Origin of the sequence: Hydrocarboniclastica marina, assembly GCF_004851605.1 — a bacterium.
In the GTDB taxonomy this organism is placed as follows: Bacteria; Pseudomonadota; Gammaproteobacteria; order Pseudomonadales; family Oleiphilaceae; genus Hydrocarboniclastica; species Hydrocarboniclastica marina.
The window spans coordinates 1,750,051-1,776,037 of record NZ_CP031093.1; the positions used below are offsets into that span (position 1 = coordinate 1,750,051).

Annotated in this window: 27 protein-coding genes and 1 tRNA gene; 24 read left to right on the plus strand and 4 right to left on the minus strand. The window is 57.1% G+C overall.

Annotated features, from left to right (window positions below):
* Nucleotides 1-16: 16 nt before the first annotated feature.
* Nucleotides 17-1,168 carry an organic solvent ABC transporter permease gene (locus soil367_RS07845; RefSeq protein WP_136548553.1) on the minus strand — a complete coding sequence of 384 codons (1,152 nt, stop codon included), beginning with the start codon at nt 1,166-1,168 and terminating at the stop codon, nt 17-19.
* Nucleotides 1,169-1,406: 238 nt separating this feature from the next.
* Here soil367_RS07845 and soil367_RS07850 point away from each other — a divergent pair, with 238 nt between their 5' ends.
* Genes soil367_RS07850 through queF form a run of 3 tightly spaced genes read left to right on the plus strand, consistent with a single transcriptional unit; the run spans nt 1,407 to nt 3,962 of the window.
* Nucleotides 1,407-2,345, plus strand: coding sequence for an ABC transporter ATP-binding protein (locus tag soil367_RS07850; protein WP_136548555.1), 939 nt, complete (start codon nt 1,407-1,409; stop codon nt 2,343-2,345).
* Nucleotides 2,342-3,115 carry an ABC transporter permease gene (locus soil367_RS07855; protein ID WP_136548557.1) on the plus strand — a complete coding sequence of 258 codons (774 nt, stop codon included), beginning with the start codon at nt 2,342-2,344 and terminating at the stop codon, nt 3,113-3,115. Before soil367_RS07850 ends, soil367_RS07855 begins: the two co-directional genes overlap by 4 nt.
* A gap of 37 nt (nt 3,116-3,152) precedes the next feature.
* A complete protein-coding gene (queF, locus tag soil367_RS07860) occupies nt 3,153-3,962 on the plus strand; it encodes an NADPH-dependent 7-cyano-7-deazaguanine reductase QueF (protein WP_246065583.1) in 810 nt (269 codons plus the stop codon).
* A 15-nt stretch (nt 3,963-3,977) separates the two neighbouring features.
* Here queF and soil367_RS07865 read toward each other — a convergent pair whose 3' ends face one another.
* On the minus strand, nt 3,978-5,387 hold the full coding sequence (locus soil367_RS07865; RefSeq protein ID WP_246065584.1) for an adenylate/guanylate cyclase domain-containing protein: 1,410 nt from the start codon (nt 5,385-5,387) through the stop codon (nt 3,978-3,980).
* A 107-nt stretch (nt 5,388-5,494) separates the two neighbouring features.
* Nucleotides 5,495-5,806 (minus strand): Mpo1-like protein, encoded by a 312-nt coding sequence (locus tag soil367_RS07870; protein ID WP_136548562.1) that lies wholly within the window; start codon nt 5,804-5,806, stop codon nt 5,495-5,497.
* Nucleotides 5,807-5,960: 154 nt separating this feature from the next.
* Here soil367_RS07870 and soil367_RS07875 point away from each other — a divergent pair, with 154 nt between their 5' ends.
* The 18 genes from soil367_RS07875 to secF all read left to right on the plus strand — a co-directional run bounded on the left by soil367_RS07875 (nt 5,961) and on the right by secF (nt 22,499).
* A complete protein-coding gene (locus soil367_RS07875; protein WP_136548564.1) occupies nt 5,961-6,539 on the plus strand; it encodes a nitroreductase family protein in 579 nt (192 codons plus the stop codon).
* A gap of 234 nt (nt 6,540-6,773) precedes the next feature.
* Nucleotides 6,774-7,175 carry a flagellar basal body rod protein FlgB gene (gene flgB / locus soil367_RS07880; protein ID WP_136548566.1) on the plus strand — a complete coding sequence of 134 codons (402 nt, stop codon included), beginning with the start codon at nt 6,774-6,776 and terminating at the stop codon, nt 7,173-7,175.
* A gap of 2 nt (nt 7,176-7,177) precedes the next feature.
* Nucleotides 7,178-7,621 (plus strand): flagellar basal body rod protein FlgC, encoded by a 444-nt coding sequence (gene flgC, locus soil367_RS07885; RefSeq protein WP_136548568.1) that lies wholly within the window; start codon nt 7,178-7,180, stop codon nt 7,619-7,621.
* A 16-nt stretch (nt 7,622-7,637) separates the two neighbouring features.
* Nucleotides 7,638-8,321, plus strand: coding sequence for a flagellar hook assembly protein FlgD (locus soil367_RS07890; RefSeq protein ID WP_136548570.1), 684 nt, complete (start codon nt 7,638-7,640; stop codon nt 8,319-8,321).
* 21 nt (nt 8,322-8,342) lie between these two features.
* Nucleotides 8,343-9,560 carry a flagellar hook protein FlgE gene (gene flgE, locus soil367_RS07895; protein WP_136548572.1) on the plus strand — a complete coding sequence of 406 codons (1,218 nt, stop codon included), beginning with the start codon at nt 8,343-8,345 and terminating at the stop codon, nt 9,558-9,560.
* Nucleotides 9,561-9,762: 202 nt separating this feature from the next.
* On the plus strand, nt 9,763-10,515 hold the full coding sequence (locus soil367_RS07900) for a flagellar basal body rod protein FlgF (protein WP_136548574.1): 753 nt from the start codon (nt 9,763-9,765) through the stop codon (nt 10,513-10,515).
* Between the two features lie 101 nt (nt 10,516-10,616).
* Nucleotides 10,617-11,402 carry a flagellar basal-body rod protein FlgG gene (gene flgG, locus soil367_RS07905; RefSeq protein ID WP_136548576.1) on the plus strand — a complete coding sequence of 262 codons (786 nt, stop codon included), beginning with the start codon at nt 10,617-10,619 and terminating at the stop codon, nt 11,400-11,402.
* 21 nt (nt 11,403-11,423) lie between these two features.
* Nucleotides 11,424-12,122: a flagellar basal body L-ring protein FlgH gene (flgH, locus tag soil367_RS07910; RefSeq protein WP_136548578.1), complete on the plus strand. Its 699-nt coding sequence runs from the start codon at nt 11,424-11,426 to the stop codon at nt 12,120-12,122.
* Nucleotides 12,123-12,190: 68 nt separating this feature from the next.
* Nucleotides 12,191-13,279, plus strand: a complete 1,089-nt coding sequence (locus soil367_RS07915) for a flagellar basal body P-ring protein FlgI (protein ID WP_425459979.1) — start codon at nt 12,191-12,193, stop codon at nt 13,277-13,279.
* A gap of 19 nt (nt 13,280-13,298) precedes the next feature.
* A complete protein-coding gene (gene flgJ, locus soil367_RS07920) occupies nt 13,299-14,273 on the plus strand; it encodes a flagellar assembly peptidoglycan hydrolase FlgJ (protein WP_136548580.1) in 975 nt (324 codons plus the stop codon).
* A 24-nt stretch (nt 14,274-14,297) separates the two neighbouring features.
* Complete coding sequence (flgK, locus tag soil367_RS07925) at nt 14,298-15,671, plus strand: flagellar hook-associated protein FlgK (protein WP_136548582.1); 1,374 nt, start codon at nt 14,298-14,300, stop codon at nt 15,669-15,671.
* A 20-nt stretch (nt 15,672-15,691) separates the two neighbouring features.
* Complete coding sequence (flgL, locus tag soil367_RS07930; RefSeq protein WP_136548583.1) at nt 15,692-16,576, plus strand: flagellar hook-associated protein FlgL; 885 nt, start codon at nt 15,692-15,694, stop codon at nt 16,574-16,576.
* Between the two features lie 193 nt (nt 16,577-16,769).
* Nucleotides 16,770-16,856 (plus strand) — tRNA-Leu (locus soil367_RS07935).
* Between the two features lie 123 nt (nt 16,857-16,979).
* On the plus strand, nt 16,980-18,032 hold the full coding sequence (queA, locus tag soil367_RS07940; RefSeq protein ID WP_136548584.1) for a tRNA preQ1(34) S-adenosylmethionine ribosyltransferase-isomerase QueA: 1,053 nt from the start codon (nt 16,980-16,982) through the stop codon (nt 18,030-18,032).
* A gap of 14 nt (nt 18,033-18,046) precedes the next feature.
* A complete protein-coding gene (gene tgt / locus soil367_RS07945; RefSeq protein WP_172962407.1) occupies nt 18,047-19,168 on the plus strand; it encodes a tRNA guanosine(34) transglycosylase Tgt in 1,122 nt (373 codons plus the stop codon).
* Between the two features lie 80 nt (nt 19,169-19,248).
* A complete protein-coding gene (gene yajC / locus soil367_RS07950) occupies nt 19,249-19,614 on the plus strand; it encodes a preprotein translocase subunit YajC (RefSeq protein WP_136548588.1) in 366 nt (121 codons plus the stop codon).
* Between the two features lie 79 nt (nt 19,615-19,693).
* The gene (gene secD / locus soil367_RS07955; RefSeq protein ID WP_136548590.1) at nt 19,694-21,535 is read left to right on the plus strand and encodes a protein translocase subunit SecD; all 1,842 of its coding nucleotides are present in this window, start codon (nt 19,694-19,696) and stop codon (nt 21,533-21,535) included.
* A 13-nt stretch (nt 21,536-21,548) separates the two neighbouring features.
* Nucleotides 21,549-22,499: a protein translocase subunit SecF gene (secF, locus tag soil367_RS07960; protein WP_136548591.1), complete on the plus strand. Its 951-nt coding sequence runs from the start codon at nt 21,549-21,551 to the stop codon at nt 22,497-22,499.
* A 164-nt stretch (nt 22,500-22,663) separates the two neighbouring features.
* Here secF and soil367_RS07965 read toward each other — a convergent pair whose 3' ends face one another.
* A complete protein-coding gene (locus soil367_RS07965) occupies nt 22,664-23,467 on the minus strand; it encodes an inositol monophosphatase family protein (RefSeq protein ID WP_136548593.1) in 804 nt (267 codons plus the stop codon).
* A 166-nt stretch (nt 23,468-23,633) separates the two neighbouring features.
* On the opposite strand from soil367_RS07965, the gene soil367_RS07970 reads away from it, so the two are divergent.
* The 3 genes from soil367_RS07970 (at nt 23,634) to iscR (ending at nt 25,959) form a co-directional block, all read left to right on the plus strand.
* Complete coding sequence (locus soil367_RS07970) at nt 23,634-24,464, plus strand: RNA methyltransferase (protein ID WP_216642786.1); 831 nt, start codon at nt 23,634-23,636, stop codon at nt 24,462-24,464.
* A 64-nt stretch (nt 24,465-24,528) separates the two neighbouring features.
* Nucleotides 24,529-25,299, plus strand: coding sequence for a serine O-acetyltransferase (gene cysE / locus soil367_RS07975; protein WP_136548595.1), 771 nt, complete (start codon nt 24,529-24,531; stop codon nt 25,297-25,299).
* A 162-nt stretch (nt 25,300-25,461) separates the two neighbouring features.
* Entirely contained in the window at nt 25,462-25,959 is a 498-nt protein-coding gene (iscR, locus tag soil367_RS07980; RefSeq protein WP_136548597.1) for a Fe-S cluster assembly transcriptional regulator IscR, read from the plus strand.
* Nucleotides 25,960-25,987 lie beyond the last annotated feature (28 nt).

Consider the following 25,987-nt stretch of genomic DNA (forward strand, 5'->3'; position numbering starts at 1 on the left):
AGGGCAGGGGCCGACGTCAGTCGGTGATAACAGGCTTAACCTGAGACTGGTACCAGCGATAGTCACCATCGGGTCGGAATGAAAGCCTGACTTCGCCCTCAGACCCTGGCTCGCCCGTAACAAAAAAGTCTACCTCTTTCGTCTGCGCGCTCCAGCTGTGAACCTCGACGGCCTCGGGATTTAGGGCAATAGCCTCAAGCGCTGTCAAGTCCAGCCTGCCATCGTGGGACCGCACGTTGATAGTTTTCAGGCTGGTATCCGACGCTGGAATAGTGAACTCGAACGGCGTTACGTAGTATTCCCGGCCAAGCTGACTGTTTATCTGTTCTGTTTCTCGCAGCAAAAAAGTCTCGACCCGGTCCGTACCGTAGTCATCCAAATACCGGGTAGCATTCTCAATGTCGCGGTTCTGATCTTCCAGATCCTTTATCTGATCGGCTATTTCTTCATACTCGGGCGTTCCCGGCGTGCGGTTCGCCAACTCCGCTTTCAGAGCGTCGATTTCGCTTTGCCCGTTGGGCTCGTCGCAACGCTCATCCTCCGCGGGATAAAAGCAGACCTGTTCCAGCACGCGAGTGATAGGGCTGGCTGGCGTTACCGCAGCGAACGCGTTGACGTTCTGGGTGAAGTCTACGCTCTGGCCTTCGGGCAGGGCAGCCAACTGCTGGTTGAATTGCTGGATGACGCGGTCGGTTATACGTATGTTGTTTTTCTCGTTACCGTCGCCCGCCAGCCTGGTGGTCTTGTCGTTATCAAGCGCCAGCAACAACCGTGTGATATTGATCGTCTCAGCATCTTCTGCGGCGATACGCGCTTCAGTCAGAGTATGCGTGCTGAGCCCATTCTCGTTGGTGCTGCCAGTTCGCAGCTGCTCGCGGTTTTCTGCCGAGAAATCGATCGGTGTGAGAAACGGTTTTGCTGGCACATCACTTGCCAACAGGAGGTCTCCGAGCCAGAAACTGACCGTCTCGCCCTCGTAGTACTGAAACTCCCCGTCGGCGTTGGTCGTCCCTGCCTGGCTGGCGGTCTGGTACCTCAGCCCCTCTATTCCTGTGACGGTAAGACGGCCCGTTTCGGTGTCGTTATCGCTGCCGCTGTCACCGTCCAGGCAGCCTCCCAGAGCAAGGGAAGCGACCAGTAGAGGCAGTGCGAACGTCTTTTTTGTCACGGTAGGTCCTTGGTTTTATTCACGATGTCTGCGAGGAGAAAACGGCGTGATCGGGTTTCGAACGCCAGTGCCGGAGCACGGGGTTAGGGTTCTTTCCCAACGGAGAATTATAAGCGCCCCCTCCAGATTCTTTGTAGAATCCCGTCGCAGTTTTCCATGTGGGGTTGAAAAAGGGCGCTACGACGCAACTTAAGGCTGTCGCCCCGGAAAAACCGCCTGACCGGAACAGGATCTATCCATGACCGACGCTTTATTGATACAGAACCTCCGTAAAGTTTACGACGGTGGTTTCACAGCGCTGAAGGGCGTCGACCTGCGCGTGCGCCAAGGTGACTTTTTTGCGCTGCTCGGCCCCAACGGGGCTGGCAAGTCGACCATACTCGGGATCGTGTCATCGTTAGTCAACAAGTCTTCTGGCCGGGTAGAGGTTTTCGGGTTCGATATTGACAGTGACCTTGCAAAAGCCAAGTCCCATCTGGGTGTTGTGCCGCAAGAGTTCAACTTCAATCAGTTTGAGAAGGTCGAAGACATTGTTGTAACCCAGGCGGGTTACTACGGCATTCCCGAGAAGCGCGCACGGCGCACAGCTGAACACTTTCTCCGTAAGCTGGGGCTCTGGGATAAGCGCCAGTCTCCGGCCCGGCTGCTTTCCGGTGGCATGAAGCGTCGCCTGATGATTGCACGCGCGCTGGTGCATGAACCCCGCGTGCTGATCCTTGATGAACCGACCGCGGGCGTAGACATCGAATTGCGCCGCTCCATGTGGCAGTTTATGCAGGAAATTAACCGCCAGGGCGTAACCATCATATTGACCACCCATTACCTCGAAGAGGCGGAAGCCCTGTGTCGGAATATAGCCATCATCGACCAGGGCGAAATTCTCAAAAACACCAGCAAGCGTGAGTTGCTGCAGCAGCTGCACCGGGAAACATTCGTCCTCGATATTGAACAGGAACTCACCGAAGCGCCTCAGCTGGACGGTTACCCGCTCCGGCTTACCGCCGAAGGTGCTCTGGAGATTGAAGTTGACAAGCAGCAGGGACTCAACCGGGCGTTTGAGTCGCTCTCAAGTCTGGGCTTGAAGGTGCTGAGCATGCGGACTCAATCGAACCGTCTGGAGGAGCTGTTTCTGCGGCTGGTGCAGGAGAATGCGCGGGCCAAGGAGGGCACATCATGAGTCCTTCTGCGCTCTGGGTAGCGTTTTGCACAATCGTTGTCCGGGAGGTCCGGCGGTTCACCCGGATCTGGCCGCAAACGTTGCTGCCGCCAGCGGTGACCATGACGCTGTACTTCGTGATTTTCGGCAATCTGATTGGCTCACGCATTGGCGAGATGGGCGGCTTTACCTACATGGAGTTTATCGTGCCGGGGCTGATCATGATGTCGGTTATCACCAACTCATACACCAACGTCGTGTCATCATTCTTCAGCATGAAGTTCCAGCGCTCCATAGAAGAGCTTCTGGTTTCGCCCGTCCCCAACTGGACAATCCTGCTGGGCTACGTATTTGGGGGCATGACCCGCGGCATTCTTATAGGTGTCATTGTCACCTTACTTTCCCTGGCATTCACCACACTGGCGCTACACAGCATTGGTGTCGTGGTGGCGACAGTTTTTCTGACCTCTATGCTTTTTGCGCTGGGGGGCTTCGTCAATGCCATGTTTGCGACCAAATTCGACGATATTTCCATAGTGCCGACTTTTATCCTGACGCCGCTAACTTACCTCGGCGGGGTATTCTACTCCATCGATATGCTCCCGCCGTTCTGGCAGGCCGTATCCCAGGCTAATCCGATCCTTTATATGGTCAATGCATTTCGTTACGGCGTGCTGGGCGTCTCGGACGTTAATATCGGGTTCGCGCTTTCGATGATCGCCATCTTTATCGCTATTCTTTTTGTCCTGTGCCTGGCGCTGCTACGCCGTGGCAAGGGAATACGCCATTAGACGCCACGGTTTATACGCCATGTTTGAGAGAGCCACTATGAAAGATGCACCTCTGGGACAGGTCTCCGTGTACCCCGAGAAGTATTCGTCCGAGCTTCTGTACCCGGTACCCCGCCAGGCAAACAGGAGCAAACTCGGGCTTGATAATGGCTGGCCCTGGTTCGGTGAAGATCGCTGGCAAGCTTTCGAGCTGTCCTGGCTGGGGCCGAACGGCGTCCCGCGTGTTGCCATTGGCGAACTGATTGTGCCTGGAGATTCGCCCAATATCATCGAGTCGAAATCACTCAAGCTCTACTGTAACTCTTTCAATCAGACGGTGTTCGACACCGTCGAAGATGTCCAGCATCTGATGGCGCGGGATCTTTCACGGGTGGCCGGACGGCAGGTTAATGTCACGCTAGCGAAGGTTGACAGTCCTGCAACGCTACTGGGCCGGCCGGACGGCTTCGCTTTGCTGGATGATTTGCCGGTTGTGCTGGATGAATACGAAAAAGGGGCAGGTGACCTGAAACCGGTGGGACCCGAAGGCGAGCAACGCTACTGCTCCCACCTGCTCAAAAGCAATTGCCCGGTAACCGGGCAGCCTGATTGGGGGTCGGTCTTTATCACGCTGAATGGCCCGAAGCTGGATGAGGGTGGGCTGCTGGCCTACATCGTCGGCTACCGCAATACCCAAGACTTCCATGAGCACTGTGTGGAATCCATCTTCGTGGATATCATGAACAGGTTGAAGCCGATACAGCTCACCGTGAGCGCCCAATACACGCGAAGAGGCGGGCTGGACATCAATCCATGGCGGAGCACCGGACAGGGGTCAGCGCCCAAATGGCGCCTGTTGCGTCAGTAGCCTTGCGGGTGCCGGCTAGTCTTCATTACGGAGTCGCTGGGAGGCCTCATCCAGGGCTGCCAGGATAGCCTCGCGCTCGCTGGTACTGACTTTGTCTGAATCCAGATACATCGCAAAGCCCTCGCGCTCGGTTTCGAAGAAGCTTCGGCGATCGCCAATATCCCGGCGGAAGTCGACCACTTCGTAGATAGGCATGGGGCGCCCGAACCCTTTGACGGTAATGTCACCCTTGTCGCGACAGAGGATCTTATCCTTGATCAGCGAGAAAGTTTCGTAGGCCACCAGTATCTCTCCCGGCTCAGCCAGCGATTCAAGACGGCTGGCGAGATTAACCTCTTTGCCGATGATGGTGTAGTCCATACGCGTGTCGGCGCCAAAGTTCCCTACGGTACAGAAACCGGTGCTGATGCCCATGCGAATCTCGAGCGGCGTTCGTATACCCTGGCTCCGCCACTTCTGACGCAATATCTGCATATGCTTGCGCATGTCTATGGCCATGGCGACGCAGGCGAGTGTGTCATCCTTCGCACCGCGGCTGGTTGGGTCGCCAAAAAATATCATGATGCTGTCACCGACAAATTTGTCGATTGTGCCGCCATGTTTTAGCGCAATCTGGGACATCTCGGTGAAATAATTGTTGAGTAGTTCAGTCAGTGCCTCGGGCTCCATTTCTTCTGAAAGTTCCGTGAAGCCACGGATATCAGAAAAGAACACGCAGAGCTTCTTACGTTGGGTTTCCAGTCGCACGTCGCGTTCGCCGGTAAATATTGATTGCCAGACCTGGGGCGAAAGGTATTTGGCGAGCTTGTGGGACAAGGCTATCGACTGTTCGCGCTGGTACTGAATCTGGGACTTTGCGGTGACCAGAGCGACCGCCTGCTGGTGGGTATAAAACGCTGTGACACAGACATAGATGGCGGCGCCAATCCCAGCCACAGCGCTGACGAAGAGAGGCGCTTCCTCGGGGGCTGGTATGCCTGTCACGAAAAGCGGCAGAACCGCTGTTGCAGTCATTATGCCCAAACCCTGCGCCCAGATTCGAACGCCACCGACGATGACAAAGCTGAAGTTGAGCATCAACAGCACAAACAGCGTGGGCACGATGCTGAAATCGATGAGGTTTAGCATCACCCCCGTCAGCGCACCGTCAATCAGAAGAGCCCGATGGCGGATGGTCAGGTTACGCTGCAGCCTGAAATGACGGGTCACGAAAAAAACCAGTTGCGGCCAGAGCAGCATCATCGGCACGCCCCAGATCAAGCTGGCGTCAAGGAAGTTGGCGTGTATACCGGCGAGGACGGTCGCGGCGCCGGCCAGATAGGCCAGAACCCGGGCGTTGTAGTCCGGCATCGGCGGTATTGCTGCAAAATTTCGCCTGCGGGTTGAACTCAGTTCCCGGCCCGGAATAAGCGGAGCGTTCATCATTGCAATTTCCTGTGCGGCCACTACGCGCATCGCCTCCAAGTCTGGTAGAAAGCGGCTAGACGTTTACCGAAAAGCATCCTTTGCGTCAGTAACTGATGAGTCGGCGGCTAAAAGCGGATTCGCCCGGTAAGCATGTCCTTCAGCATGACCCAGTCACCGGCCAGGCTGTAGAGCGGATACTGAAAGGTCGCCGGTTTGTTATGCTCGAAGAAGAAATGTCCGATCCAGGCGAAGCCATATCCGATGACAGGAATCAGCAACAGCCAGAAAAATGACTGCATGAAGAGGCTAAACAGGACAACGGCGATCACAAGCAAACTGCCGACATAGTGTAGCCGGCGGCAGGTTGGGTTGCTGTGTTCAGACAAGTAATAGGGATAGAATTCACGAAATGACTGAAAGCGGGTGTCTGCATTCATGCTGAGCTGCCAAATTCTTGTTATAGATTTTGCATTACATTGCAATACGTACATACGTCCCATGCACCGTAGCATTATTTGATGAACGTCACAATTTTGCAAGCACCTGAAACTCAGGTCGCGGCGGTTGTGCCAACAGGATCAGTGTTGAGCTATGCGCATAAACGATGAAGATTTGCTTGCGTTCATAAACGGACGACGCTCGACGGCCAAAGTCGTCGCTCCGGCGCCGGGCAGGGCAGAGCTTGAGGCAATGCTCCGCTGCGCCATGAGGGCGCCCGACCACGCCATGCTCCGGCCCTGGCGCTACATTGTTCTGGAAGGGCGCGCACTCACGCAGCTCGGGGAAGCCTGGGCTGCGGCTGTTGCCAAGGATCAGCCATCTTCCGAGCCAAAAGCCATTGAGAAAGCACGGGGTTTGCCCCTGCGGGCGCCTATGGTGGTGGTTGCTGTTACGAAGGTGGTAGACCATCCCAAAGTGCCTGCTATAGAGCAGCAGATGTCGACCGCGTCCGGCGTCGCCTATTTTCTCCTGGCGCTGCAGGCCCGAGGATTCGGAGGCTTCTGGCGTACCGGTGCGATGGCGTATCACCCTCGTATCAGGCAGTTCTTCGAGCTTTCGCCAAACGAGTCCATCACCGGCTTTATTTATGTTGGCACGCCCAAGCCCGCCAAAGAGGCGCCGCCCTCAGCTGAACTGGCCGACCACCTGCAGTATTGGCGGCCCGACTGACCTGCCGTTCCGGTTGACGTCCGCCGTCTCACTTCTCAGGAGGCGACTTATTGCCGCCTTTGCCTCCTTTTGACCTTCGCTTTCAGCTCGGCTCGCTCTGAAGGCTTGTAAGTCTCTGAAAAGCAAGCGCCTAAAAACATGGCACTGCCTTTGCTTATCTGTTTGCAAAGGCAGATGCGCGTCAGTATCTGCAGAAACAGTTGCCGAGTTGGCTTCCGGTTGCAGGAGTGATCCATGTCTATCAGTTTCAGTAACGCCCTGGGTATTCACGAGCAGGCACTCAACGTACGCAGTCAGCGCGCGGAAGTGCTCGCAAATAACCTCGCAAACGCTGATACCCCTGGTTTCAAGGCGCGTGATTTTGACTTCAAGGCCGCGCTGAACCAGGCGAGCAATAATCAGATGAAGATGCAGACGACCCAGGGAAACCATCTCACGGGTTCAGCCGGTGCAGCGGGTGCGCCAGATCAGGAGTTGCTGTATCGGACACCGCTGCAGCCCTCTCTCGATGGCAACACTGTGGATTCCCAGATGGAGCTCAGCGCCTATATGCGCAATGCCATGGACTTCCAGTCCAGTTTCCAGTTTCTGAACAGCAAGTTCCAGGGTCTCAGCCGGGCCATTAAAGGAGAATAACGATGTCTTTGAATAACATATTCGATATCGCTGGCACCGGCATGTCCGCCCAGACCCTGCGGCTGAACACGACAGCAAGCAACCTGGCCAACGCAGAAACAGCAAGCAGCAGTACGGGCGAAACCTACCGCGCACGCAAGCCCGTGTTCGCAGCCATTCAGCAGGCCATGATGGCCGGTCAGGATGGTGGTTTCAAACTGGACGGTCAGCCAGCATCAGCAGGGGTGGAAGTGCGGGAAATAATAGAAAGCGACGCGCCCCTGCGGCCCCGCTTTGAGCCGCATCATCCTATGGCTGATGAAGAAGGCTATGTCTATTACCCCAACGTCAATGTCGTCGAAGAAATGGCTGACATGATGTCGGCATCGCGCAGCTTCCAGACCAATGCGGAAGTCGTTAATACCGCCAAGAGCATGATGCAGCGTGTACTCACGCTGGGTCAGTAAGGGCCAGGAGTGATTTATGAGTAGCATTAATATCGGTTCTGATGCCGACCTGCTCAGCCAGTTTCGGCTCCAGGATAAACAGGCCGCCGGCGGTACTAACAAAGCCGAGGAAATGGGCAAGAACGAATTCCTGGACCTGATGATTGCGCAGTTGAATAACCAGAACCCGCTGGAGCCCCAGGAGAACGGTGAGTTTCTATCTCAGCTGGCCCAGTTCAGCTCTCTTGAGGAAATGCAGAAGCTCTCCGGCAATGTGGATAACGTGGTTGGCGAATTTCGGTCCACTCAGGCCCTGCAGGCCTCGGCCATGGTGGGCCGCTCGGTCATGGTCCCCAGTGCTGCAGGAATGCTCGGCGCCGATGGCCAGATGAAGGGCGCGGTAGATGTGACCTCCACCACCGCGGACCTGAAACTGTCCGTCCTCGATAGCAAAGGCGAGTTGGTCCGCCAGCTTGACCTGGGTCAGCAGACCGCAGGCCAGACCGCCTTCAGCTGGGATGGCAAGGACGCGGACGGCAATCTTATGCCGCCTGGAAAGTACCAGCTCAAGGCTGAGGGTGTCGCCGACGGCGCGAATACCGGTTTCGACACGCTTGTCGGGGCCAATGTGGACAGCGTTTCCCTCGGCGGGGGAGGCGTGACCCTGAACCTGTCCGGCCTCGGGTCGGTTGCGCTCAATGACGTTCGCCAGATTAACTGATCCGGATAGAAGAGGTTAGATATGTCTTTTAATGTAGCTTTGAGTGGGCTTAACGGAGCATCCAAAGATCTGGCAGCGACCGGCAACAATATTGCCAATGCCAGTACGGTTGGCTTCAAGAAATCACGGGTCGAGTTTGGCGACTTGTACACAGGCGGCTTCCTGACCAACGGCGCTACTGCCGTCGGCAGCGGCGTAAGAGTGCAGGAGGTTCGGCAACTGCACTCCCAGGGCAACGTCACGGCGACCGACAATGGGCTGGACATGGCCATCAGTGGCGAAGGTTACTTCGTTCTCAATAATGGTGGTGAAACGCGCTATAGCCGGGCAGGGCAATTTGGCCTCAGCCAGGACGGTTACCTGCAGAACAATCAGGGCATGCGGGTCCAGGGCTATCAGCCGGACGGCAACGGGGGCGTGAATGCCATTCGTGGAGATCTTCGGGTTGAAACCGATAACCTGCCCCCTCGTGCAACCCTCGATGTCGACGGTCGGTCCGGTGTGAGCGCGGGTTACAACCTGGACTCGCGATTGGCTCCACCGGCCACCGCGCCTTTCGACATCAATGATTCCGGCAGTTTCAGTTACACGAACTCGACAAGCATTTATGACTCGCTGGGCAACCCGCACACCCTGACTCAATATTTTGTCAAAGGTGCACCTAATGAGTGGAGCCTCTATACGCAGGTCGACGATCAACCGGCTTCTGCGGGCCAGACCCTGACGTTCACTGACGGTGTTCTGCCTGCTGGCACTACTGTTCCTGTGGCTGCAACGATGACGAATGGCGCCGCAGACATTGCATTCAGCCTCGATCTGAGCGGATCCACGCAGTTCGGCGCCCCAAGTGGGCTCAGCAGTCTCTCTCAGACTGGCTACACCACCGGACGGCTGACCGGCCTGGACGTGTCTGACGAAGGCAACATTTTCGGGCGGTACAGTAACGGCCGTACCGATGTGCTCGGGCAGGTAGCGCTGGCAAATTTCGGCAATCCTGAAGGCCTTGCCCCAGTAGGGGAGACTACCTGGGTGGAAAGTATCGAGTCAGGCGCGGCGCTGATTGATCGACCAGGCACGGGGTCCCTCGGCAGTGTCAAAGCCGGCTCGGTGGAAGACTCGAATGTTGACCTGTCACAGCAACTGGTGTCACTGATCGTTGCGCAGCGCAACTTCCAGGCAAATGCCAAAACCATAGAAACGTCCGACGCGATAACCCAGACCATTATCAACTTGCGGTAATGGTTGAGATGAGCTGGGCCAGGATGAGTGTCGGATCTGCCAGGGCATGAGTTGTACGACCTGTTGGGGTATGACTCATGCAGTATGATCGGGCATGAATTGTGCGGCTTAGTCGGGCATGAATTGTGCAAGAGACTGCCTGGACGTTCCGCGGCAAGGCATTTTTTCGCCGCGTTCCTCATGAACAGACGAGGTCAGTACGATGGATAAGGCGCTCTATATCGCAATGTCTGGGGCCAAGCAGAACATGCTTGCGCAGGCAGCACATGCCAATAACCTGGCGAACGCCAACACGACAGGATTCAAGCAGGACTTTGCTCAAGCCCGCAGCATGAAGGTGTTTGGTGAAGGCCACGATACCCGCGCCTACGCCATGGCCGAAAGGCCGGGCACAGACATGAGTTCCGGCTCGCTGAACGAAACGGGTCGCAGTCTCGATATTGCTGTGCACGGGGAAGGCTGGATCGCGGTCCAGAGCGACGGAGGCACCGAAGCGTTTACCCGTAGAGGTGACCTTGCGGTCGACGTAAACGGTATTCTGCGCAACGGTGAAGGGCTGCCAGTGCTGGGCAACGGCGGCCCGATCGCCTTGCCGCCCGCGAGCCAGGTGGAAGTGGGGGCGGACGGTACCATTTCGGTCATACCCATAGGCGGGGCTCCGGACCAGATGGTAGAGATCGACCGGATCAAGCTGGTCAATCCGCCGGCGAGAGATCTCGTCAAAGGGGAGGATGGCCTTGTGCGCCGTAAACCCGACGTCGCGCTGGAGGGCGTTGAACCTGCTGACGCCATGGTTACGGTTGAGCCTGGCTTTCTTGAGACATCAAACGTAAACGCGATTTCCGCATTAATCCAAACCCTTGAATTATCTCGCCAATATGAGATGCAGGTGAAAGTAATGAGCAGTGCTGACCAGAATGGAGAAGTAGCGGCACGCTTATTGCAGAATCTCTGATAACACCGATTCGGTGACGGAAATGCGGCAAGGTTCAATAAGGACTTTGCCGCTAGCGGCAACTCCCAGCCGCCCGCACCGGCGTTATCAGGAGATAAGCCATGCATCCAGCACTTTGGGTCAGCAAGACCGGGCTAAGCGCCCAGGACACTGCCATGACCACCACGTCAAACAACCTGGCAAACGTGAACACGACTGGCTTCAAGCGGGATCGTGCCGTCTTTGAAGACCTTCTCTATCAGGTTAAGCGCCAGCCGGGTGGCCTGACGTCCCAGAATTCGGAGCTGCCATCGGGGCTTCAGGTCGGTACCGGTGTACGGGTTGTTGGCACCGCCAAAGAGTTCACACAGGGCAACCTGCAGATTACTGAACAGCCGCTGGACATGGCTATTAATGGCCGCGGTTTCTTCCAGGTCCTCATGCCCGACGGCAACATTTCCTACACCCGTGACGGTCAGTTCCAGCTCAATTCTGAAGGTGACGTTGTTACAGCGAACGGCCATCTGTTGGAGCCGGGAATCAACGTGCCCAACAATACAACCTCTATCACAATCGGCACTGACGGCACCGTTTCTGCGGTTGTCGACAACCAGGCGGACCCGGTTGAGCTGGGCCAGATAACCCTGGTCGATTTTGTCAACCCGCAGGGCCTGCAGGCCATTGGTAACAACCTCTTCCGGGAAACCAACGCCTCGGGTGACCCCCTGGAAGGCGAGGCTGGTATCGCGGGTATGGGCGGTATAGAGCAGGGCTCTATCGAAGGGTCCAATGTTGAGGTGGTCGAAGAGCTGGTCAACATGATCACCACCCAGCGGGCCTATGAGATGAATTCCAAAGTGGTTTCCGCAGCTGACCAGATGCTGCAGTACATCAACAACAATCTTTAAGTGAGTACTGGGGGGCGCCTTATGCCTAGCATCAAACCGTGGCTGAGCAAGATCATTGTCTGCTTGTTGGCTCTTGTCATGGCGGGGTGTACCGCTATGTCCCGCCCCCGTATAGAACCGGGTGACCCGGACTTCGCGCCGGTGCCGCCGCGCGAGCTGGAGGCCAGGGACGTTGTAAACGGTGGCATCTTCCAGAGCAGCGGTCGCTTCAATCTCTACGGTGATCAGGTAGGGCTCAAGGTCGGCGACATCCTGACGATTGTGCTCGAAGAGGAAACCCAGTCTTCCAAATCTGCCGCTAGCAGCATTACCAAGGAACAGCAGATCGAGATTGCCAATGGCACAGTCCTGGGGATGGAGATTTCACCCAAGAATCTGAGCCTGCTCACCAACCTGATGGCGCAACGGGACTTTAGTGGCGACGCAGAAGCAGACCAGAGCAACAGTCTCGAGGGTAACATCACCGTGTCGGTGGTTGATGTGCTGCCTAACGGCATCCTTCGTGTCAGGGGCGAAAAATGGCTATCCCTGACCAACGGGGACGAGTACATCCGCATCTCGGGGCTCGTCCGCCCCGCCGATATCAATCCCGACAACACGGTGTCGTCAACGCGCGTGGCTGATGCACGTATTGCTTACGCGGGAACAGGTGCCTTCGACCAGGCCAACAGGCAGGGTTGGCTGGCTCAATTCTTCAACAGTGAGTGGTGGCCGTTTTGACAACGTCAGATAGCTTTCTTATGACCCCCACGGGCAGCTTGAGGTCCGGCACACGGCTTCTGATGCGGCTGTTTCTGCTCGCAGTTATCTGTGTGCTGGGCCTGTCCAGCGGCCAGCTTCAGGCGGAGCGTGTCAAGGATATCGCGCGGGTTGATGGCGTTCGTTCTAACCAGATCATCGGCTACGGACTGGTTGTGGGGCTGGACGGGACCGGCGATAACTCGCCCTTCACCGACCAGACGTTCCGGAACATGATGAACAGTTTTGGTGTAACTGTACCGCCTAACGTCAACCCCAAGTCGAAGAACGTTGCCGCGGTTACGGTCCATGCGGACTTGCCGCCTTTCGTCAAACCCGGTCAGACCATCGATATCACGGTCTCGTCCCTTGGTAACGCCAAGAGTCTGCGAGGTGGCAGCCTGCTGATGACGCCGCTCAAAGGGGCTGACGGTCAGGTCTACGCGATGGGTCAGGGCAACCTGATAGTTGGCGGAATCTCTGCCGGCGGCGCGGACGGATCAAAAATCACGGTCAACATCCCAAGTGCTGGCCGCATACCCGGCGGGGCCACTGTTGAGCGCGCGGTGCCGTCTTCTTTTTCCAATGGCGATACCATTACTTTCAATCTGAACAATCCGGATTTCACGACAGCCAAACGCCTGGTTGAGGCGATTAATGGCCTGCTCGGACCCGATATGGCATTTGCCCGGGACGCGGCTTCCGTCGCTGTCAAAGCGCCGCGGGACAACTCCCAGCGGGTCAGCTTCCTGTCGATACTGGAGAATCTGACGGTCGAGCCTGGCGAAGAAGCGGCGCGTGTTGTCGTCAACAGCCGCACAGGAACTATTGTGGTAGGGCAGAACGTCCGGGTGACCGCGGCCGCTGTTACTCACGGCAGCATGTCGGTGACTATTGCGGAGAACCCGGAGGCAGTCCAGCCCAATCCCTTCGGCGAGGGCGACACCGTGGTTGTTCCGGATACCGAGATTGCCATCACTCAGGAAAACGCCCGGATGTTCAAGTTCGGTCCCGCTGCCACCCTCAATGAAATTGTTCAGGCCGTTAACCAGGTCGGCGCGGCGCCCGGTGATGTCATGGCGATTCTGGAGGCCCTGAAACAAGCAGGCGCCCTGCGCGCCGAACTGATTGTCATCTGAGTCGCGGTAGAGGCAAGTCATGATTGAATCACGCGTAGCAGCAGCCGATCTCTATACCGATGTGTCGGGCCTGAACAACCTGAAAGGGCAAGCTCGCTCTGATAAGGATGGCGCTCTACGGGAAGTGGCCCGGCAGTTTGAAAGTCTGTTGCTGTCCCAGGTTCTCAAATCGATGCGGGCGGCAAACAAGACGTTCTCTGAGGGTAACTTCCTCCAGAGCAATCAGACCGAGTTCTATGAGGAAATGTTTGATAGCCAGTTGACCCTGGCGCTGACCAAAGGGCGCTCCCTCGGGCTGGCGGACGCAATGGTCCGGCAGATGTCCCCAGAGGGCGACGAAAGCGGCCGGGTGACTGGCGCCACGCTGGACATTCGTGACTATGCGCGGTCTCTGCCTGCGCTCAAACGCGAGTTACCCGCAAGGTTGCAGGAGGTGGTCGAGCTGGAGGAAGCCGGTGCTGAAATTGCGGCTCCTGAAACGCCGATGCCGCAAAGCTTCGGTTCGCCAGCCGAGTTTGTCTCCCGACTCCTGCCGGTCGCCCAGGAGGTTGCGGAGGAACTGGGCGTCGATCCGCGGGTTCTGGTTGCCCAGGCTGCTCTCGAAACGGGCTGGGGCAAGCACATGATTGAAGGGAAAGACGGTACAGCGAGCCACAACCTCTTTGGTATCAAAGCGGATGGGCGCTGGTCGGGTGACTCGGTAAATATCACCACCACGGAGTTCCGTGAAGGTGTGCCACTGAAAGAGAGTGCGGCCTTCAGGGCGTATTCGGGTTTCGACGAAAGCTTTGCCGATTACGTGGAGTTTCTGAAAGTGAACCCGCGTTACCGTCAAGCCCTTGAGAGCGCCAATGATCCGACGGCGTTTACTCAGGCCCTGCAGGACGCCGGTTACGCGACCGACCCCAATTACAGTCAGAAAATACAGACCATCATTGATGGCAAGTGGATTCAGTCCGCTCTGGAACTGGACGGCAAGGCGCCGGCACAGTAAGACGGCAGTGACGAGGATGATGCTATGGCAGGTTTGATCAATATCGGGCTGACAGGTCTCCTGTCCCATCAGTCCGCCCTGTCGACTACAGGTAATAACGTTACCAACGCCAATACGCCGGGCTATAGCCGCCAGCAGGCCATGTTTGAGACGCTGCCGAGCCAGTACGCGGGCTCGGGATATATTGGCAATGGCGTCACCATTGCGAACGTTCAGCGGCTCAACAGTGAGTTCGTGAACCAGCAGTTGCGCAACGACACCACGTTGAACGGGGAGCAGGGCGCGCTGGCTTCAGAAATGGGGCGCCTGGATAACCTGTTCGGTTCCAGTTCAACTGGACTGAACGGCGCACTGAGCGAATTCTTCGCCGCTGTTCATGACTCAGCTGAGTCGCCAGATTCCCTGCCGCAGCGGCAATTGCTGATCAGTCGGGCGGAATCTCTGGCCCAGCGATTCCATTCCATCTCCAACAAGCTTGAAGAACAGGCGGCTTCGGTTGAGCAGCAACTGACTGCAGATATTGCGCGGGTGAACGGATTGGCCAAAGAGGTAGCCGACCTGAACCTGGCCATAACCTCGGCTCCGGGCCTCTCGCGCGGTATTCAGCCCAACGAGCTGATTGACCAGCGGGATGAGAAACTGCGTCAGCTGGCCGAGTCTGTACCGATTCAGACATCGCCGGCCGACGGGGGACAGATCAACGTCTATTTTGGCAATGGCCAGACTCTCGTGCAGGGCGGCTCGTCCAATTCACTCAGTGTGGTGCCCCAGGCGGCCGGTCACAGTCAGATCCAGCTAGACAATGGTGTGTCCACGAAGAACGTCACCGGTGTCATGACCGGCGGGCGCGTCGGGGCACTGGTTGCCTTTCGTGAAGGTGGGCTGGACGCGGCCCAGGGCAGGCTCGATGCCATAGCTGACGGCTTGATCGGCGAGTTCAATACCCAGCATCAGGCCGGATTTGATCTCAACGGCAATCCAGGCGCTGCCCTGTTCTCGGGCACAGGCGCAAGTGGGATCGAGGTTGCAATAAGCGACCCTGAGGCTGTTGCCCTAGCGGGCAGCGCGGGTGGAAATTCGCTCGACAACGAGAACGCCCTGGCGCTGTCTGAAATCGCCGGCCGTGACATACCTGGACTCGGCAATATCACTTTGAATGAAGCATACGGCCTGCTAGTCACAGAAGTAGGTAACGAAACCAGTCGAGCCCAGCGGGGCCTGGAAGCGAGCAGTGCCCTCTTGGAGCAGTCCAGCAATAGCTGGCAGGAACAATCGGGGGTCAACCTCGACGAAGAAGCCGGCAAATTGATCCAGTACCAGGCCGCCTACAACGCCTCGGCGCAAGTTGTTTCGGTCGCGCGCGATCTGTTCAACACGCTGCTAAACAGTTTCAGGTAAGGGCAGAGAGGATTTAGACCATGCGAATCTCAAGCCAGCAGATTTTCCATACGAGTGTGCAGCGCATGCAGGATATCAGCATGCAGCAGGCTAAAACCCAGGAACAGCTTTCTACCGGCAATCGGGTAAACCGTCCGTCCGACGATCCGGTTGCAGCGTCGCGGATGCTGCAGCTTGATCAGGAGTTGGCCCGCACAGAACAGTTTCAGCGCAACATTGATTTTGCCGAGAACAGGTTGCAGCAGGAAGACAGCACGCTCAATTCCATGAACGATCTGCTGGTAAGGGTACGGGAGCTCACTGTCCAGGTAGGCAACGGCTCCCTTTCAGCGGACGACCGGTCCTACATCAGTGCCGAGTTGAGCCAGCGCCTGGAACAGATGGCCGGGCTGGCCAACTCCAAAGACAGCAACGGTCAGTACGTCTTTGGCGGTTATGACGGAGATAATCCACCCTATGTTCAGGTCGCGGGGGCCTGGACCTACCAGGGCACAACCGACCAACGTTCGCTGGAGATCGACAGTGGCGTCAAGGTGCCGATCAGCGACAATGGGGACCGCATCCTTGGCGGGGAGGCCACTTTCGCCACGCTTGAGAAGTTGATTTCCGACATTGCAGCCGGCGATATAAACGTCGCGGTCGAAGATGCGCTTACGGGCATAGACGATGCTCAGTCCCGGATTCTCGAAGTACGGGCACAAGTAGGCGCCCGGTTGAACACGATTGAAAGCACGAGGGACTTCCATACGGATAGCACCGTCCTGACTGAAGGCGTGCTTTCGGAAATTCGCGACCTTGATTACGCTGAAGCGATCAGCCGTTTCTCCCAGCAAAACATGGTCCTCCAGGCAGCGCAGCAGTCGTTTTCACGGATTTCCCAACTTTCACTCTTTGACCGGCTTTAAGTAAGCTCACTTAGCTGGCCACCGGCGGGCTGGACACTAGCGTCGGCAAAAACAGCCGGGAGCTTTCTCTCGGTTTGAGTAGGCGGAGCCCGCGGCTATTGACGTGCCCGGGGTCACAAGTATAATCCGTGTCCTGTTCTGGCGGCCCGGGTGATGAGAGCGTTCACGCCCTGCGGCTTACCGGTACACTTTTGGCGGCGTGGTGAAATTGGTAGACACGACGGATTCAAAATCCGTTGGGGTAAAACCCGTGGCGGTTCGAGTCCGCCCGCCGCTACCAGCTTTCGTAAGAATCCTGAATGTCCTGGCCATTGCCTCGTTCCAGTAGCCCGGTCTCGGCTACGTTACCGTTGGGGGTTCCCTTTGGCCTGGCCCCCAGTCGCACCTGAACGACAGTGCTCCCATGCAAGTCTCCGACTTTGATTTCCATCTCCCCGATGAACTGATCGCCCGTTACCCTCTGAAAAATCGGTCTGACAGTCGTCTGCTGTGCCTGGACAGCGACTCAGGGCAGATCTCGCACAGGCACTTTCGTGAGATTGAAACCCTGCTCGAGCCTGGCGACCTCCTGGTATTTAACGACACGCGGGTCATTCCGGCGCGCTTGTATGCTCAAAAAGAAACAGGCGGCAAGGTTGAAATTCTGATAGAGCGGGTGACGGGTGAGCGTACCTGCCTCGCCCACGTGCGGGCGTCAAAGTCACCGAAAGCAGGTCAGGCCCTGGTTCTGGAAGACGGAACCCGTCTTGCTGTGACCGGTCGTGAAGACGCCTTGTTCATGCTCGCAGTGGAGCGGGATGAGCCTGTTTTCCGTGTCCTCGAACGTCTGGGGCACATGCCCCTTCCGCCTTATATTGATCGTCCCGACGAGTTAGCGGACCGGGAACGTTACCAGACCGTCTATGCCCGTAATGCCGGGGCTGTGGCAGCCCCGACTGCCGGCCTTCATTTTGACCGGAATTTACTGGAGCGCTTGACCGCCAAAGGCGTGTCGCAGGCCTTCGTGACGCTTCATGTCGGGGCCGGGACTTTTCAGCCTGTTCGGGTTGACCGTGTTGAAGACCATCAGATGCATAGCGAATGGCTTGAGGTCGGGCAGGAAGCGGTAGCCGCTGTGGAGCGGACCCGGACTCTGGGGGGCCGGGTAATCGCAGTCGGAACCACATCGGTCAGGGCACTGGAGTCCGCCGCGGCTGATGGGGCGCTACGGCCGTTCCAGGGCGAAACAACGATTTTCATCTACCCGGGGCGCCCGTTCCGCGTTATCGACTCTTTGATTACCAACTTCCATCTACCTCAATCAACTCTGCTTATGCTGGTCTCGGCACTGGCAGGACGCGACGCTGTGATGCAGGCATATCAGGCGGCTATTGCGGAACGCTATCGTTTTTTCAGCTACGGCGACGCCATGTTCATCGATGATCGCCTTGGCCTTACCGGAGAGCAACCAGAATGACACGCGCCTGTTTCATGCAATTTGAACGGCTTGCCAGCGACGGCAAAGCGCGCCGGGGTGCTTTGCACTTCCCCCGGGGCACAGTTCAGACCCCCGCGTTCATGCCGGTGGGAACCTACGGCACGGTAAAAGGGATGCTGCCGCGCGATATCGAGGCCACCGGTGCAGAGATCATCCTGGGCAATACTTTCCATCTCATGTTGCGGCCAGGGACAGAGGTGATTTCAGCGCATGGTGATCTGCATGATTTCACCCAGTGGCAGGGGCCGATCCTGACCGACTCCGGTGGCTTTCAGGTTTTCAGCCTCGGCGATCTACGCAAGATCACGGAAGAAGGTGTCGTATTCAAGTCACCCATCGATGGGTCGCTGGTCGAGCTGGGTCCGGAGAAAGCCATGGTTGTGCAACGGGCACTGGGGTCGGATATCGTAATGATCTTCGATGAGTGCACGCCTTACCCCGCAACGGAGAAGCAGGCGAAAGCGTCCATGGAGATGTCCTTGCGCTGGGCAGCGAGGTGCAAGGCGGAACACGGGGACAGCCCAGCTGCGCTGTTCGGCATTATCCAGGGCGGTATGCATGAGAATCTGCGTCGCCAGTCTCTTGAAGGACTGACAGATATCGGTTTCGATGGCTATGCCATCGGCGGACTGTCTGTTGGCGAGCCCAAAGCGGAGATGATCGCTGTCCTGGACTATCTGCCGGAGGTCATGCCTGAGGATAAACCCCGGTATCTGATGGGAGTGGGCAAGCCGGAAGACCTTGTCGAGGGCGTCCGCCGAGGCGTTGACATGTTTGACTGCGTGCTGCCGACCCGTAATGCCCGTAATGGCTATCTGTTCACCAGCAAGGGCATTGTCAAAATCCGCAACGCCGTAAACCGGCATAGCCTGGATCCCGTGGATGAGCATTGCGACTGCTACACCTGTAGCCATTTCAGTCGGTCCTACCTCCATCACCTTGACCGCTGCGGCGAAATGCTGGGGGCTCAGCTCAATACGATTCACAACCTGCACTATTACCAGAACCTGATGGCTGGATTGCGCAGGGCTATTGAAGAAGGTACATTGTGCGACTTCGTAAACGCATTCTATGCACGCCGGGAGCTTCCAACACCCGCGCTGCGTGGCGCCTGACGCGTTATTCCGGTTTGGTCTTCCGGGCACAGCACCGGTCACTACCTGAACGCCCAACTCGATAATCTGGAGAAAAATACATGATCCGCATTGGCAACTTATGTGCCGTGATTCTGGCACTTCTGAGCCCAGCTGTTGCGATGGCCGAGGCCGGAGGAGAAGCGGGAATGAATCCGATGGGCCAGATTATATTTTTCGCCGGTTTTATTCTGATTTTCTATTTCCTGATCTGGCGTCCCCAATCAAAGCGGGCCAAGGAACACAAGAACCTTGTCACCAGCCTCGATAAAGGCGACGAAGTCGTTACCGGCGGTGGCCTGACCGGCAAGATCACCAAGGTCACTGACGACTTCATTGTGCTTCAGATTGCCGATAACGTTGAAGTCAAAGTGCAGAAGTCGGCCGTGGCAAGCGCGTTGCCCAAGGGCACCCTCAAGGATATCTGAGCGTACCCCAAACACCTCAGCACCCGCCCGACCGCGGGTGTTGTTTTTTCAGTCGTCCGTGTTCTGACAAGGCCAGTCGATGCTGAACAAGTATCCCCTTTGGAAAAACCTGCTAATCCTGATTGTGGTCCTGATTGGTGTGGTTTATGCCCTACCCAATTTTTATCCTGATGACTACGCGATTCAGATTACCGGCGCTCGCAGCGGCGCGACCATTGATCAACGGACGCTGGAGCGCGCGACCGCAGCTCTGGAGCAGGCCGATATCCAGTTCCAACAGCCCGAGATAAGCGAGGGCGGCGGAGACGCGCTGATTCGCCTGGGTGGGGCTGAGGAGCAACTGAAAGCCAAGGCGGCGGTTCAGGCCGCGGTCGGTGACGATTATGTGGTCGCACTGAACCTGGCTGAAACCACGCCAGAGTGGCTGGCGGCCCTCGGTGCCGGGCCCATGACGCTTGGCCTGGATCTTCGCGGCGGTGTTCACTTTATGCTTGAGGTCGATATGGCTGCGGCGGTTGAGCAGCGGCTTGAGGTATACAGCAGTGAAATCAAACGCCGCCTGCGCGACGAACGGATCCGCTATCGCGGAGGTGCGCAAGAGGGTGACCGCAGTATCGTGTTGCAGTTCCAGAGCGAAGCGGTACGGGATGAAGCAGCGAGTGAAATACGAAGCGATTACGATCAGTTCCGCTTCGATACCCGTCAGCAGGGGGATGTTTATGAGCTGGTTCTTACCCTGTCCGATGCGGCAGTTCAGGAAATAAAAGACTACGCGCTGGCGCAGAATCTCACGACTCTCCGCAATCGGGTGAACGAACTGGGTGTAGCCGAACCACTGGTGCAGCGGCAGGGCGACAATCAGATCGTCGTAGAACTGCCGGGCGTTCAGGATACAGCGCAGGCCAAACGCGTACTGGGTGCCACCGCCAATCTGGAGTTCCGTCTGGAAGCGCGGTCATCGGCATCTGACGCGGAAACGGTCCGTATGTCCTTCCGCGACGAACCCAATCGCACCGCTCGCCTCGAGCGGGAGATCATCGTCACGGGTGAGAGTGTGTCCAATGCCCAGCAAGGGTTTGATGACACCGGAACGCCGCAAGTCAATATCACGCTGGACAGTGTGGGCGGCAGCGCAATGACCCGCGCTACCCGAAACGCGATCCAGCGCCGCATGGCGGTTGTGTTCATCGAGCACACCAGCGAGCTTGCGGAGGACGGCGAATCCCGGGTCCGCGAAACCCAGCAAGGCATTATCAGTCTCGCTACGATTCAGTCGACTCTCGGCAGCGACTTCCGAATAACCGGGCTTGAGAGCATCAGCGAAGCGGCCGAACTTGCGCTTCTGCTGCGAGCTGGCTCGCTGGCAGCGCCTATGTACTTCGTCGAGGAGCGCACGATAGGCCCAAGCCTGGGTGCCAAGAACATCGAGGCTGGGGTTCTGTCGGTACAGATAGGTTTTGCGGCCGTCTTCCTGTTTATGCTGGTCTATTACCGCTTGTTCGGGCTGGTCGCCAATATTTCGTTGACCGTTAACCTGATATTGCTCGTCGCGGCCATGTCTATCATCTCCGCCACGCTAACGCTGCCGGGAATTGCCGGCATTGTACTAACGGTGGGCATGGCCGTTGATGCCAACGTACTTATATTCGAGCGCATAAAAGAGGAGCTGAGGGAAGGGGTCCCGCCCCAGTCGGCCATCAACGCCGGTTATGGTCGGGCTTTCGTGTCCATTGTTGACGCTAACATTACGACCCTGCTGGTCGCTGTTATTCTCTTCGCGGTGGGCACAGGGCCAGTCAAAGGCTTTGCAGTCACGCTTTCACTGGGGATTCTGACATCTCTGTTCACCAGTATTCTGCTTGGCCGGGCGATCATCAATGGGGTGATCGGCGGCAAGAAGCTTGAATCGTTGTCCATTTGAGGGAGAGGGGCAAATGAAGAACCTGGCCCACGCCAATTTTAATTTCATGGGGCACCGGAAAATCTGGGCCGCATTCTCCCTGCTAGTCACTGTGCTTTCGATCGTTAGCCTCAGTACACGAGGCTTGGCGTTTGGGCTCGACTTTACCGGAGGGAGTCTGGTTGAAGTGCAGTATGCCCAGGCACCGGCACTGAACGAGGTGCGCAATACGCTCGAAAGCGCCGGCTTCGAGGGCGTTGTCGTTCAGAATTTTGGCTCGGAAACCGATGTTCTGGTTCGCCTGTCTGAGCAGTTTGACGATGAACTCGTCAATGAAGTTGTAAGCAGCCTCCGGGCGGATGGGTCCGAGTTGACGCTCCAGCGTGCAGAGTTCGTGGGTTCGCAGGTTGGTGAAGAGCTACGCGAGCAGGGTGGGTTAGGGCTGCTTCTCGCGCTGATCGTAGTGCTTGGTTATGTGGCGTTTCGCTTTCAGTTCAAGTTCGGTGTCGCGTCGGTTCTGCCGCTTGCTCATGACGTCATAGTCACGCTGGGTATCTTCTCGTTCTTCCAGCTGGACTTTGATCTGACTGTGCTGGCTGCGGTGCTTGCAGTAATCGGCTACTCCATTAACGACACCATTGTGGTCGCGGACAGGATCCGGGAGAACTTCAGACGGTTGCGTATAGAGTCGCCCGTGGAGATTATCAATCTTTCCATTAACCAGACCCTGGCTCGTACCCTGGTAACCTCTGGCACCACTTTGCTCACACTGGTGTGCCTGTTCATTTTCGGTGGCGAAATGATACATAACTTCGCCCTGGCGCTGATTGTCGGCATCGTGGTCGGGACTTACTCGTCAATCTATGTTGCCGCGAGCCTGCTTTTAACGATGAATATAACCCGCGAAGACATGGCTCTGCCTGTCAAGGAAGGCGCAAAGGGCGAAGCGGAAGAGGCGCCGCCCGAGTGGCTCGATCGTATGTAGGCAGCGGTGAAGTCGACCCTTGTTTATAAGCCCAACAAAAAGCCCGGCAGTTGCCGGGCTTTTTGTTGGGTCTGGGCAACGTATGTTGCTCAGTCTAGATAGCGACCTCTGTACATGTGCAGTCTCTGAGAGGCGTTGAGCCGGCCCCGGCCGCCACGCACTGATCAACTCTGGTTGAGGCGAGCCCTGTAGGGGTTGAGCGCCTTCAGTACTTCCTTGAACAGTCGATTATTGGCGGTTACAAGCTGACGACTTTGCTCGGTGCTGGGATTGCCGGCGAAATCACTGCTCAGCGCTCCGGCTTCGTTCAGCAGCATCAGCCCAATGGCCATGCATGGGGCGCCCTCGGGAATAATAGCGCCCGCGTCCAGTTGACCTGCTGCCACCCGAGCCATCTCCAGTACCGCGCAGCCTGACCACCGAAGTCCCAGGCTGGACTCAGCAAGCATGGTCGTCACTTCACCATAAACGGGGTTATGCGCGTCCCGCCGGCTCATCTCCACAACATTGGTCGCAACAACGCACTGCCCAAGATGACGCTGTTCAGCAACCCGGATACGGCGGCCGTTTGCTGTGGCGCCGTAACCTTTGCTGGCGGTGAACTCCTCATCCAGCATGGGAAAAATCAACGCCAGGTTGATTCCGCGGTTACGTTGTTTCTCAAGTAGGGCGATGCCAAAGTCGGGAATGCCCCGCAGATAGTTGCTCTCCCCCAAAAGCGGAAACACATGCCAGCTTTTCTCGTGGCTCTGCGCGTCAGAATCGCCCATCGGCGCAAAATAATGTTCGCGATAGGACTTTTGTAGCTGCTCGAGGCAGTTGTCGTAGACGGCCTGTTTCACTTGCTCTGCTTGCTGCAGAACCGCTTCGGCCTCTTTTCCTCCCGATTCACGGCGGCCGAACTGGCTTTTCAGAAAATCACTGCTCTGCCTTGCTACGCGCAAAGCCATTTTGGTCGCTGGTTGCATGCCACTGTCTTACTGTTGGATGGGAATATGGCGGAGAATAATATCAGAAACCTCCAGACGGAACGATGTAAATACCATGGCGGGGCTAAAATCGATCTGCGCGGGAGGCGGTCGATTCTTTGCTGATCTGGTACTATGCGATTTTCCTCAAGGACCTGTACGAGCGATGTCGAACGATACCCGCGGGCGCCCGGATATACTCTCACACGTCAGCATAGTGTTGGTGGGCACCTCCCACCCGGGCAATATCGGGGCTGCTGCCCGGGCAATGAAAAACATGGGGCTTCAGCATCTGGTCCTGGTCAGTCCGGATTCGTTTCCGCACCCGGACGCCGACAGTCGCGCAAGTGGTGCGGGCGACGTACTCAGTGGCGCCCGGGTGGTCTCCTCTCTTGCTGAGGCACTGGCAGACCGTACCGTCGTGTTCGGTGCCAGCGCGCGGCAGCGGACGCTGCCCTGGCCCGTTGTGGAACCTGCTGTTGCGGCCAAAGGTGCCATGGCGGCGGCTGCACAGGGTGGTCGTGTCGCGTTCGTGTTCGGCCGAGAGGACAGCGGGCTAAGCAACGACGAGCTGCAGCGGTGCCACTATCACGTGCAGATCCCGACCGTTGACGGATTCAGTTCACTGAACCTTGCAATGGCTGTGCAGGTCATAAGCTATGAACTGCGCCTTGAATTGCTGGGCTTGCTAGAAAAGGCCCGGGGCAAGGCGCGCCCGTCGACCAGAAGCGCTGATCTCATGCTATCACCCCGAGACGAGGGGTGGGATGTCGAGCTTGCAAGCATGGAAGAGGTCGATCAGTTTCTGATCCATCTGGAGCAGGTACTTGTAGAAATCGAGTTTCACGACCCGGATCGGCCGAGACAATTGCTCCAGAGGCTCCGTAGGCTGTTCCTGCGGGCGCACCCCGATCGCATGGAAATCAATATTTTGCGCGGGGTTCTTCGAAATGTTCAAAGGAAGGCTGCGATCTCGGACGGCAACAAGCCTCACTGAGCATTGAACTGAAGCCTGAACACCGAACCGGCTTATTGCAGATTGTCTATCGCAAGGAATTGTTATGTTCGACCGACTTCGCGAAGATGTTAAAAGCGTTTTCCACCGGGACCCTGCGGCTCGTAACACGTTCGAGGTCCTGACCAACTACCCGGGCCTGCACGCGCTTCTGGCGCATCGTTTTGCCCATGCGTTGTGGCGGCGTGGTTTTAAATGGCCGGCGAGAACGTGTTCGACTTTCACGCGCTGGTTGACCGGCATCGAAATACATCCGGGTGCCCAGATCGGAAGACGTTTCTTCATAGATCATGGTATGGGCGTGGTTATCGGCGAGACAGCAATAATCGGCGATGATGTTACGCTTTACCAGGGTGTCACACTGGGCGGAACCAGCTGGAACAAGGGCAAGCGGCATCCGACACTGGGCAACCGGGTCGTGGTTGGAGCTGGGGCAAAGGTACTGGGGCCTTTCACCGTAGGAGATGATGCAAAAATCGGGTCAAATGCGGTAGTGACCAAAGAGGTGCCCGAAGGCGCTACCGTGGTCGGCATACCCGGGCGCATCATTGTCAAAAAAGAAAGCGACGACCCCGATCGCAGGCGCGCGATGGCCGAGAAAATTGGTTTTGATGCCTATGGCATGAGCGAAGAAATGCCGGACCCGCTGGCGCGCTCGATACGGAGCATGCTCGACCACATGCACGCGGTGGACGGCCGGATCGAAATGATGTGTAAGGCTTTGCAGCGGCTGGACTCCGAGTATGGCAACGGCACATCGCTGCCGCCATTGCCAGACGAAGATTTTGACTGCCTCAAGGATACCCACAATACTTGACTGTTTTACTGGGTTTAAACATAATTTCCGGTATCAGTAGCGACCTCAGGCAGATTCCGGAAGGTTATGCTCGCACGGGTCGCAGCTGACTTTACCGTTCGTCAGCAGCTGCAACAGGGCGCAAGACGTGCGGTACCAGCGCAGCGTCAGAGAGCCTAACCTATGCGATTGACGACCAAAGGGCGCTATGCGGTTACCGCCATGCTTGATCTCGCCCTGCATACAGAAGACGGTCCAGTCAGTCTGGCCGACATCTCCCGCCGGCAGGGTATTTCTCTGTCCTATCTGGAACAACTCTTCGCCCGTCTTCGAAAGCAGTCGTTGGTCAAGAGCATTCGCGGCCCCGGGGGCGGGTACCATCTGGGGCGCGAAACCGGGGCGATCTTTGTCGCTGAGGTCGTCGACGCCGTCAATGAATCCCTGGATACCACACGCTGCCAGAACAAAGGCGACTGCCAGAACGGTGAGAAATGCCTGACCCATCATTTGTGGTCAGACCTGAGTGAGCAGATCCACTCCTTTCTAAGCACCATCAGTTTGGCGGACCTTGTGCGGAAAGGCGAAATCAGGGCCGTCGCGGAGCGCCAGGACAAGCAGGAGGCCGGTCGGCTCATCCGCGAGTCTGATGAAGCGAAAGCTGAGCCCCTTCATTTTCTCTGACATCAATTCCCGGATGCTCACGCCCCAA

Excerpts from the sequence above, each read along its gene's own strand:
- soil367_RS07865 (WP_246065584.1), bottom strand. The coding sequence starts at position 5,387 with ATGATGAACGCTCCGCTTATTCCGGGCCGGGAACTGAGTTCAACCCGC.
- soil367_RS07900 (WP_136548574.1), top strand. The coding sequence starts at position 9,763 with ATGGATAAGGCGCTCTATATCGCAATGTCTGGGGCCAAGCAGAACATG.
- queA (WP_136548584.1), top strand. The coding sequence starts at position 16,980 with ATGCAAGTCTCCGACTTTGATTTCCATCTCCCCGATGAACTGATCGCC.
- flgJ (WP_136548580.1), top strand. The coding sequence starts at position 13,299 with ATGATTGAATCACGCGTAGCAGCAGCCGATCTCTATACCGATGTGTCG.
- soil367_RS07890 (WP_136548570.1), top strand. The coding sequence starts at position 7,638 with ATGAGTAGCATTAATATCGGTTCTGATGCCGACCTGCTCAGCCAGTTT.
- flgB (WP_136548566.1), top strand. The coding sequence starts at position 6,774 with ATGTCTATCAGTTTCAGTAACGCCCTGGGTATTCACGAGCAGGCACTC.
- soil367_RS07870 (WP_136548562.1), bottom strand. The coding sequence starts at position 5,806 with ATGAATGCAGACACCCGCTTTCAGTCATTTCGTGAATTCTATCCCTAT.
- soil367_RS07855 (WP_136548557.1), top strand. The coding sequence starts at position 2,342 with ATGAGTCCTTCTGCGCTCTGGGTAGCGTTTTGCACAATCGTTGTCCGG.
- queF (WP_246065583.1), top strand. The coding sequence starts at position 3,153 with ATGAAAGATGCACCTCTGGGACAGGTCTCCGTGTACCCCGAGAAGTAT.
- flgC (WP_136548568.1), top strand. The coding sequence starts at position 7,178 with ATGTCTTTGAATAACATATTCGATATCGCTGGCACCGGCATGTCCGCC.
- secD (WP_136548590.1), top strand. The coding sequence starts at position 19,694 with ATGCTGAACAAGTATCCCCTTTGGAAAAACCTGCTAATCCTGATTGTG.
- flgH (WP_136548578.1), top strand. The coding sequence starts at position 11,424 with ATGCCTAGCATCAAACCGTGGCTGAGCAAGATCATTGTCTGCTTGTTG.
- flgK (WP_136548582.1), top strand. The coding sequence starts at position 14,298 with ATGGCAGGTTTGATCAATATCGGGCTGACAGGTCTCCTGTCCCATCAG.
- soil367_RS07850 (WP_136548555.1), top strand. The coding sequence starts at position 1,407 with ATGACCGACGCTTTATTGATACAGAACCTCCGTAAAGTTTACGACGGT.
- yajC (WP_136548588.1), top strand. The coding sequence starts at position 19,249 with ATGATCCGCATTGGCAACTTATGTGCCGTGATTCTGGCACTTCTGAGC.
- cysE (WP_136548595.1), top strand. The coding sequence starts at position 24,529 with ATGTTCGACCGACTTCGCGAAGATGTTAAAAGCGTTTTCCACCGGGAC.
- flgG (WP_136548576.1), top strand. The coding sequence starts at position 10,617 with ATGCATCCAGCACTTTGGGTCAGCAAGACCGGGCTAAGCGCCCAGGAC.
- iscR (WP_136548597.1), top strand. The coding sequence starts at position 25,462 with ATGCGATTGACGACCAAAGGGCGCTATGCGGTTACCGCCATGCTTGAT.
- secF (WP_136548591.1), top strand. The coding sequence starts at position 21,549 with ATGAAGAACCTGGCCCACGCCAATTTTAATTTCATGGGGCACCGGAAA.
- flgL (WP_136548583.1), top strand. The coding sequence starts at position 15,692 with ATGCGAATCTCAAGCCAGCAGATTTTCCATACGAGTGTGCAGCGCATG.
- soil367_RS07970 (WP_216642786.1), top strand. The coding sequence starts at position 23,634 with ATGTCGAACGATACCCGCGGGCGCCCGGATATACTCTCACACGTCAGC.
- flgE (WP_136548572.1), top strand. The coding sequence starts at position 8,343 with ATGTCTTTTAATGTAGCTTTGAGTGGGCTTAACGGAGCATCCAAAGAT.
- tgt (WP_172962407.1), top strand. The coding sequence starts at position 18,047 with ATGCAATTTGAACGGCTTGCCAGCGACGGCAAAGCGCGCCGGGGTGCT.
- soil367_RS07875 (WP_136548564.1), top strand. The coding sequence starts at position 5,961 with ATGCGCATAAACGATGAAGATTTGCTTGCGTTCATAAACGGACGACGC.
- soil367_RS07965 (WP_136548593.1), bottom strand. The coding sequence starts at position 23,467 with ATGCAACCAGCGACCAAAATGGCTTTGCGCGTAGCAAGGCAGAGCAGT.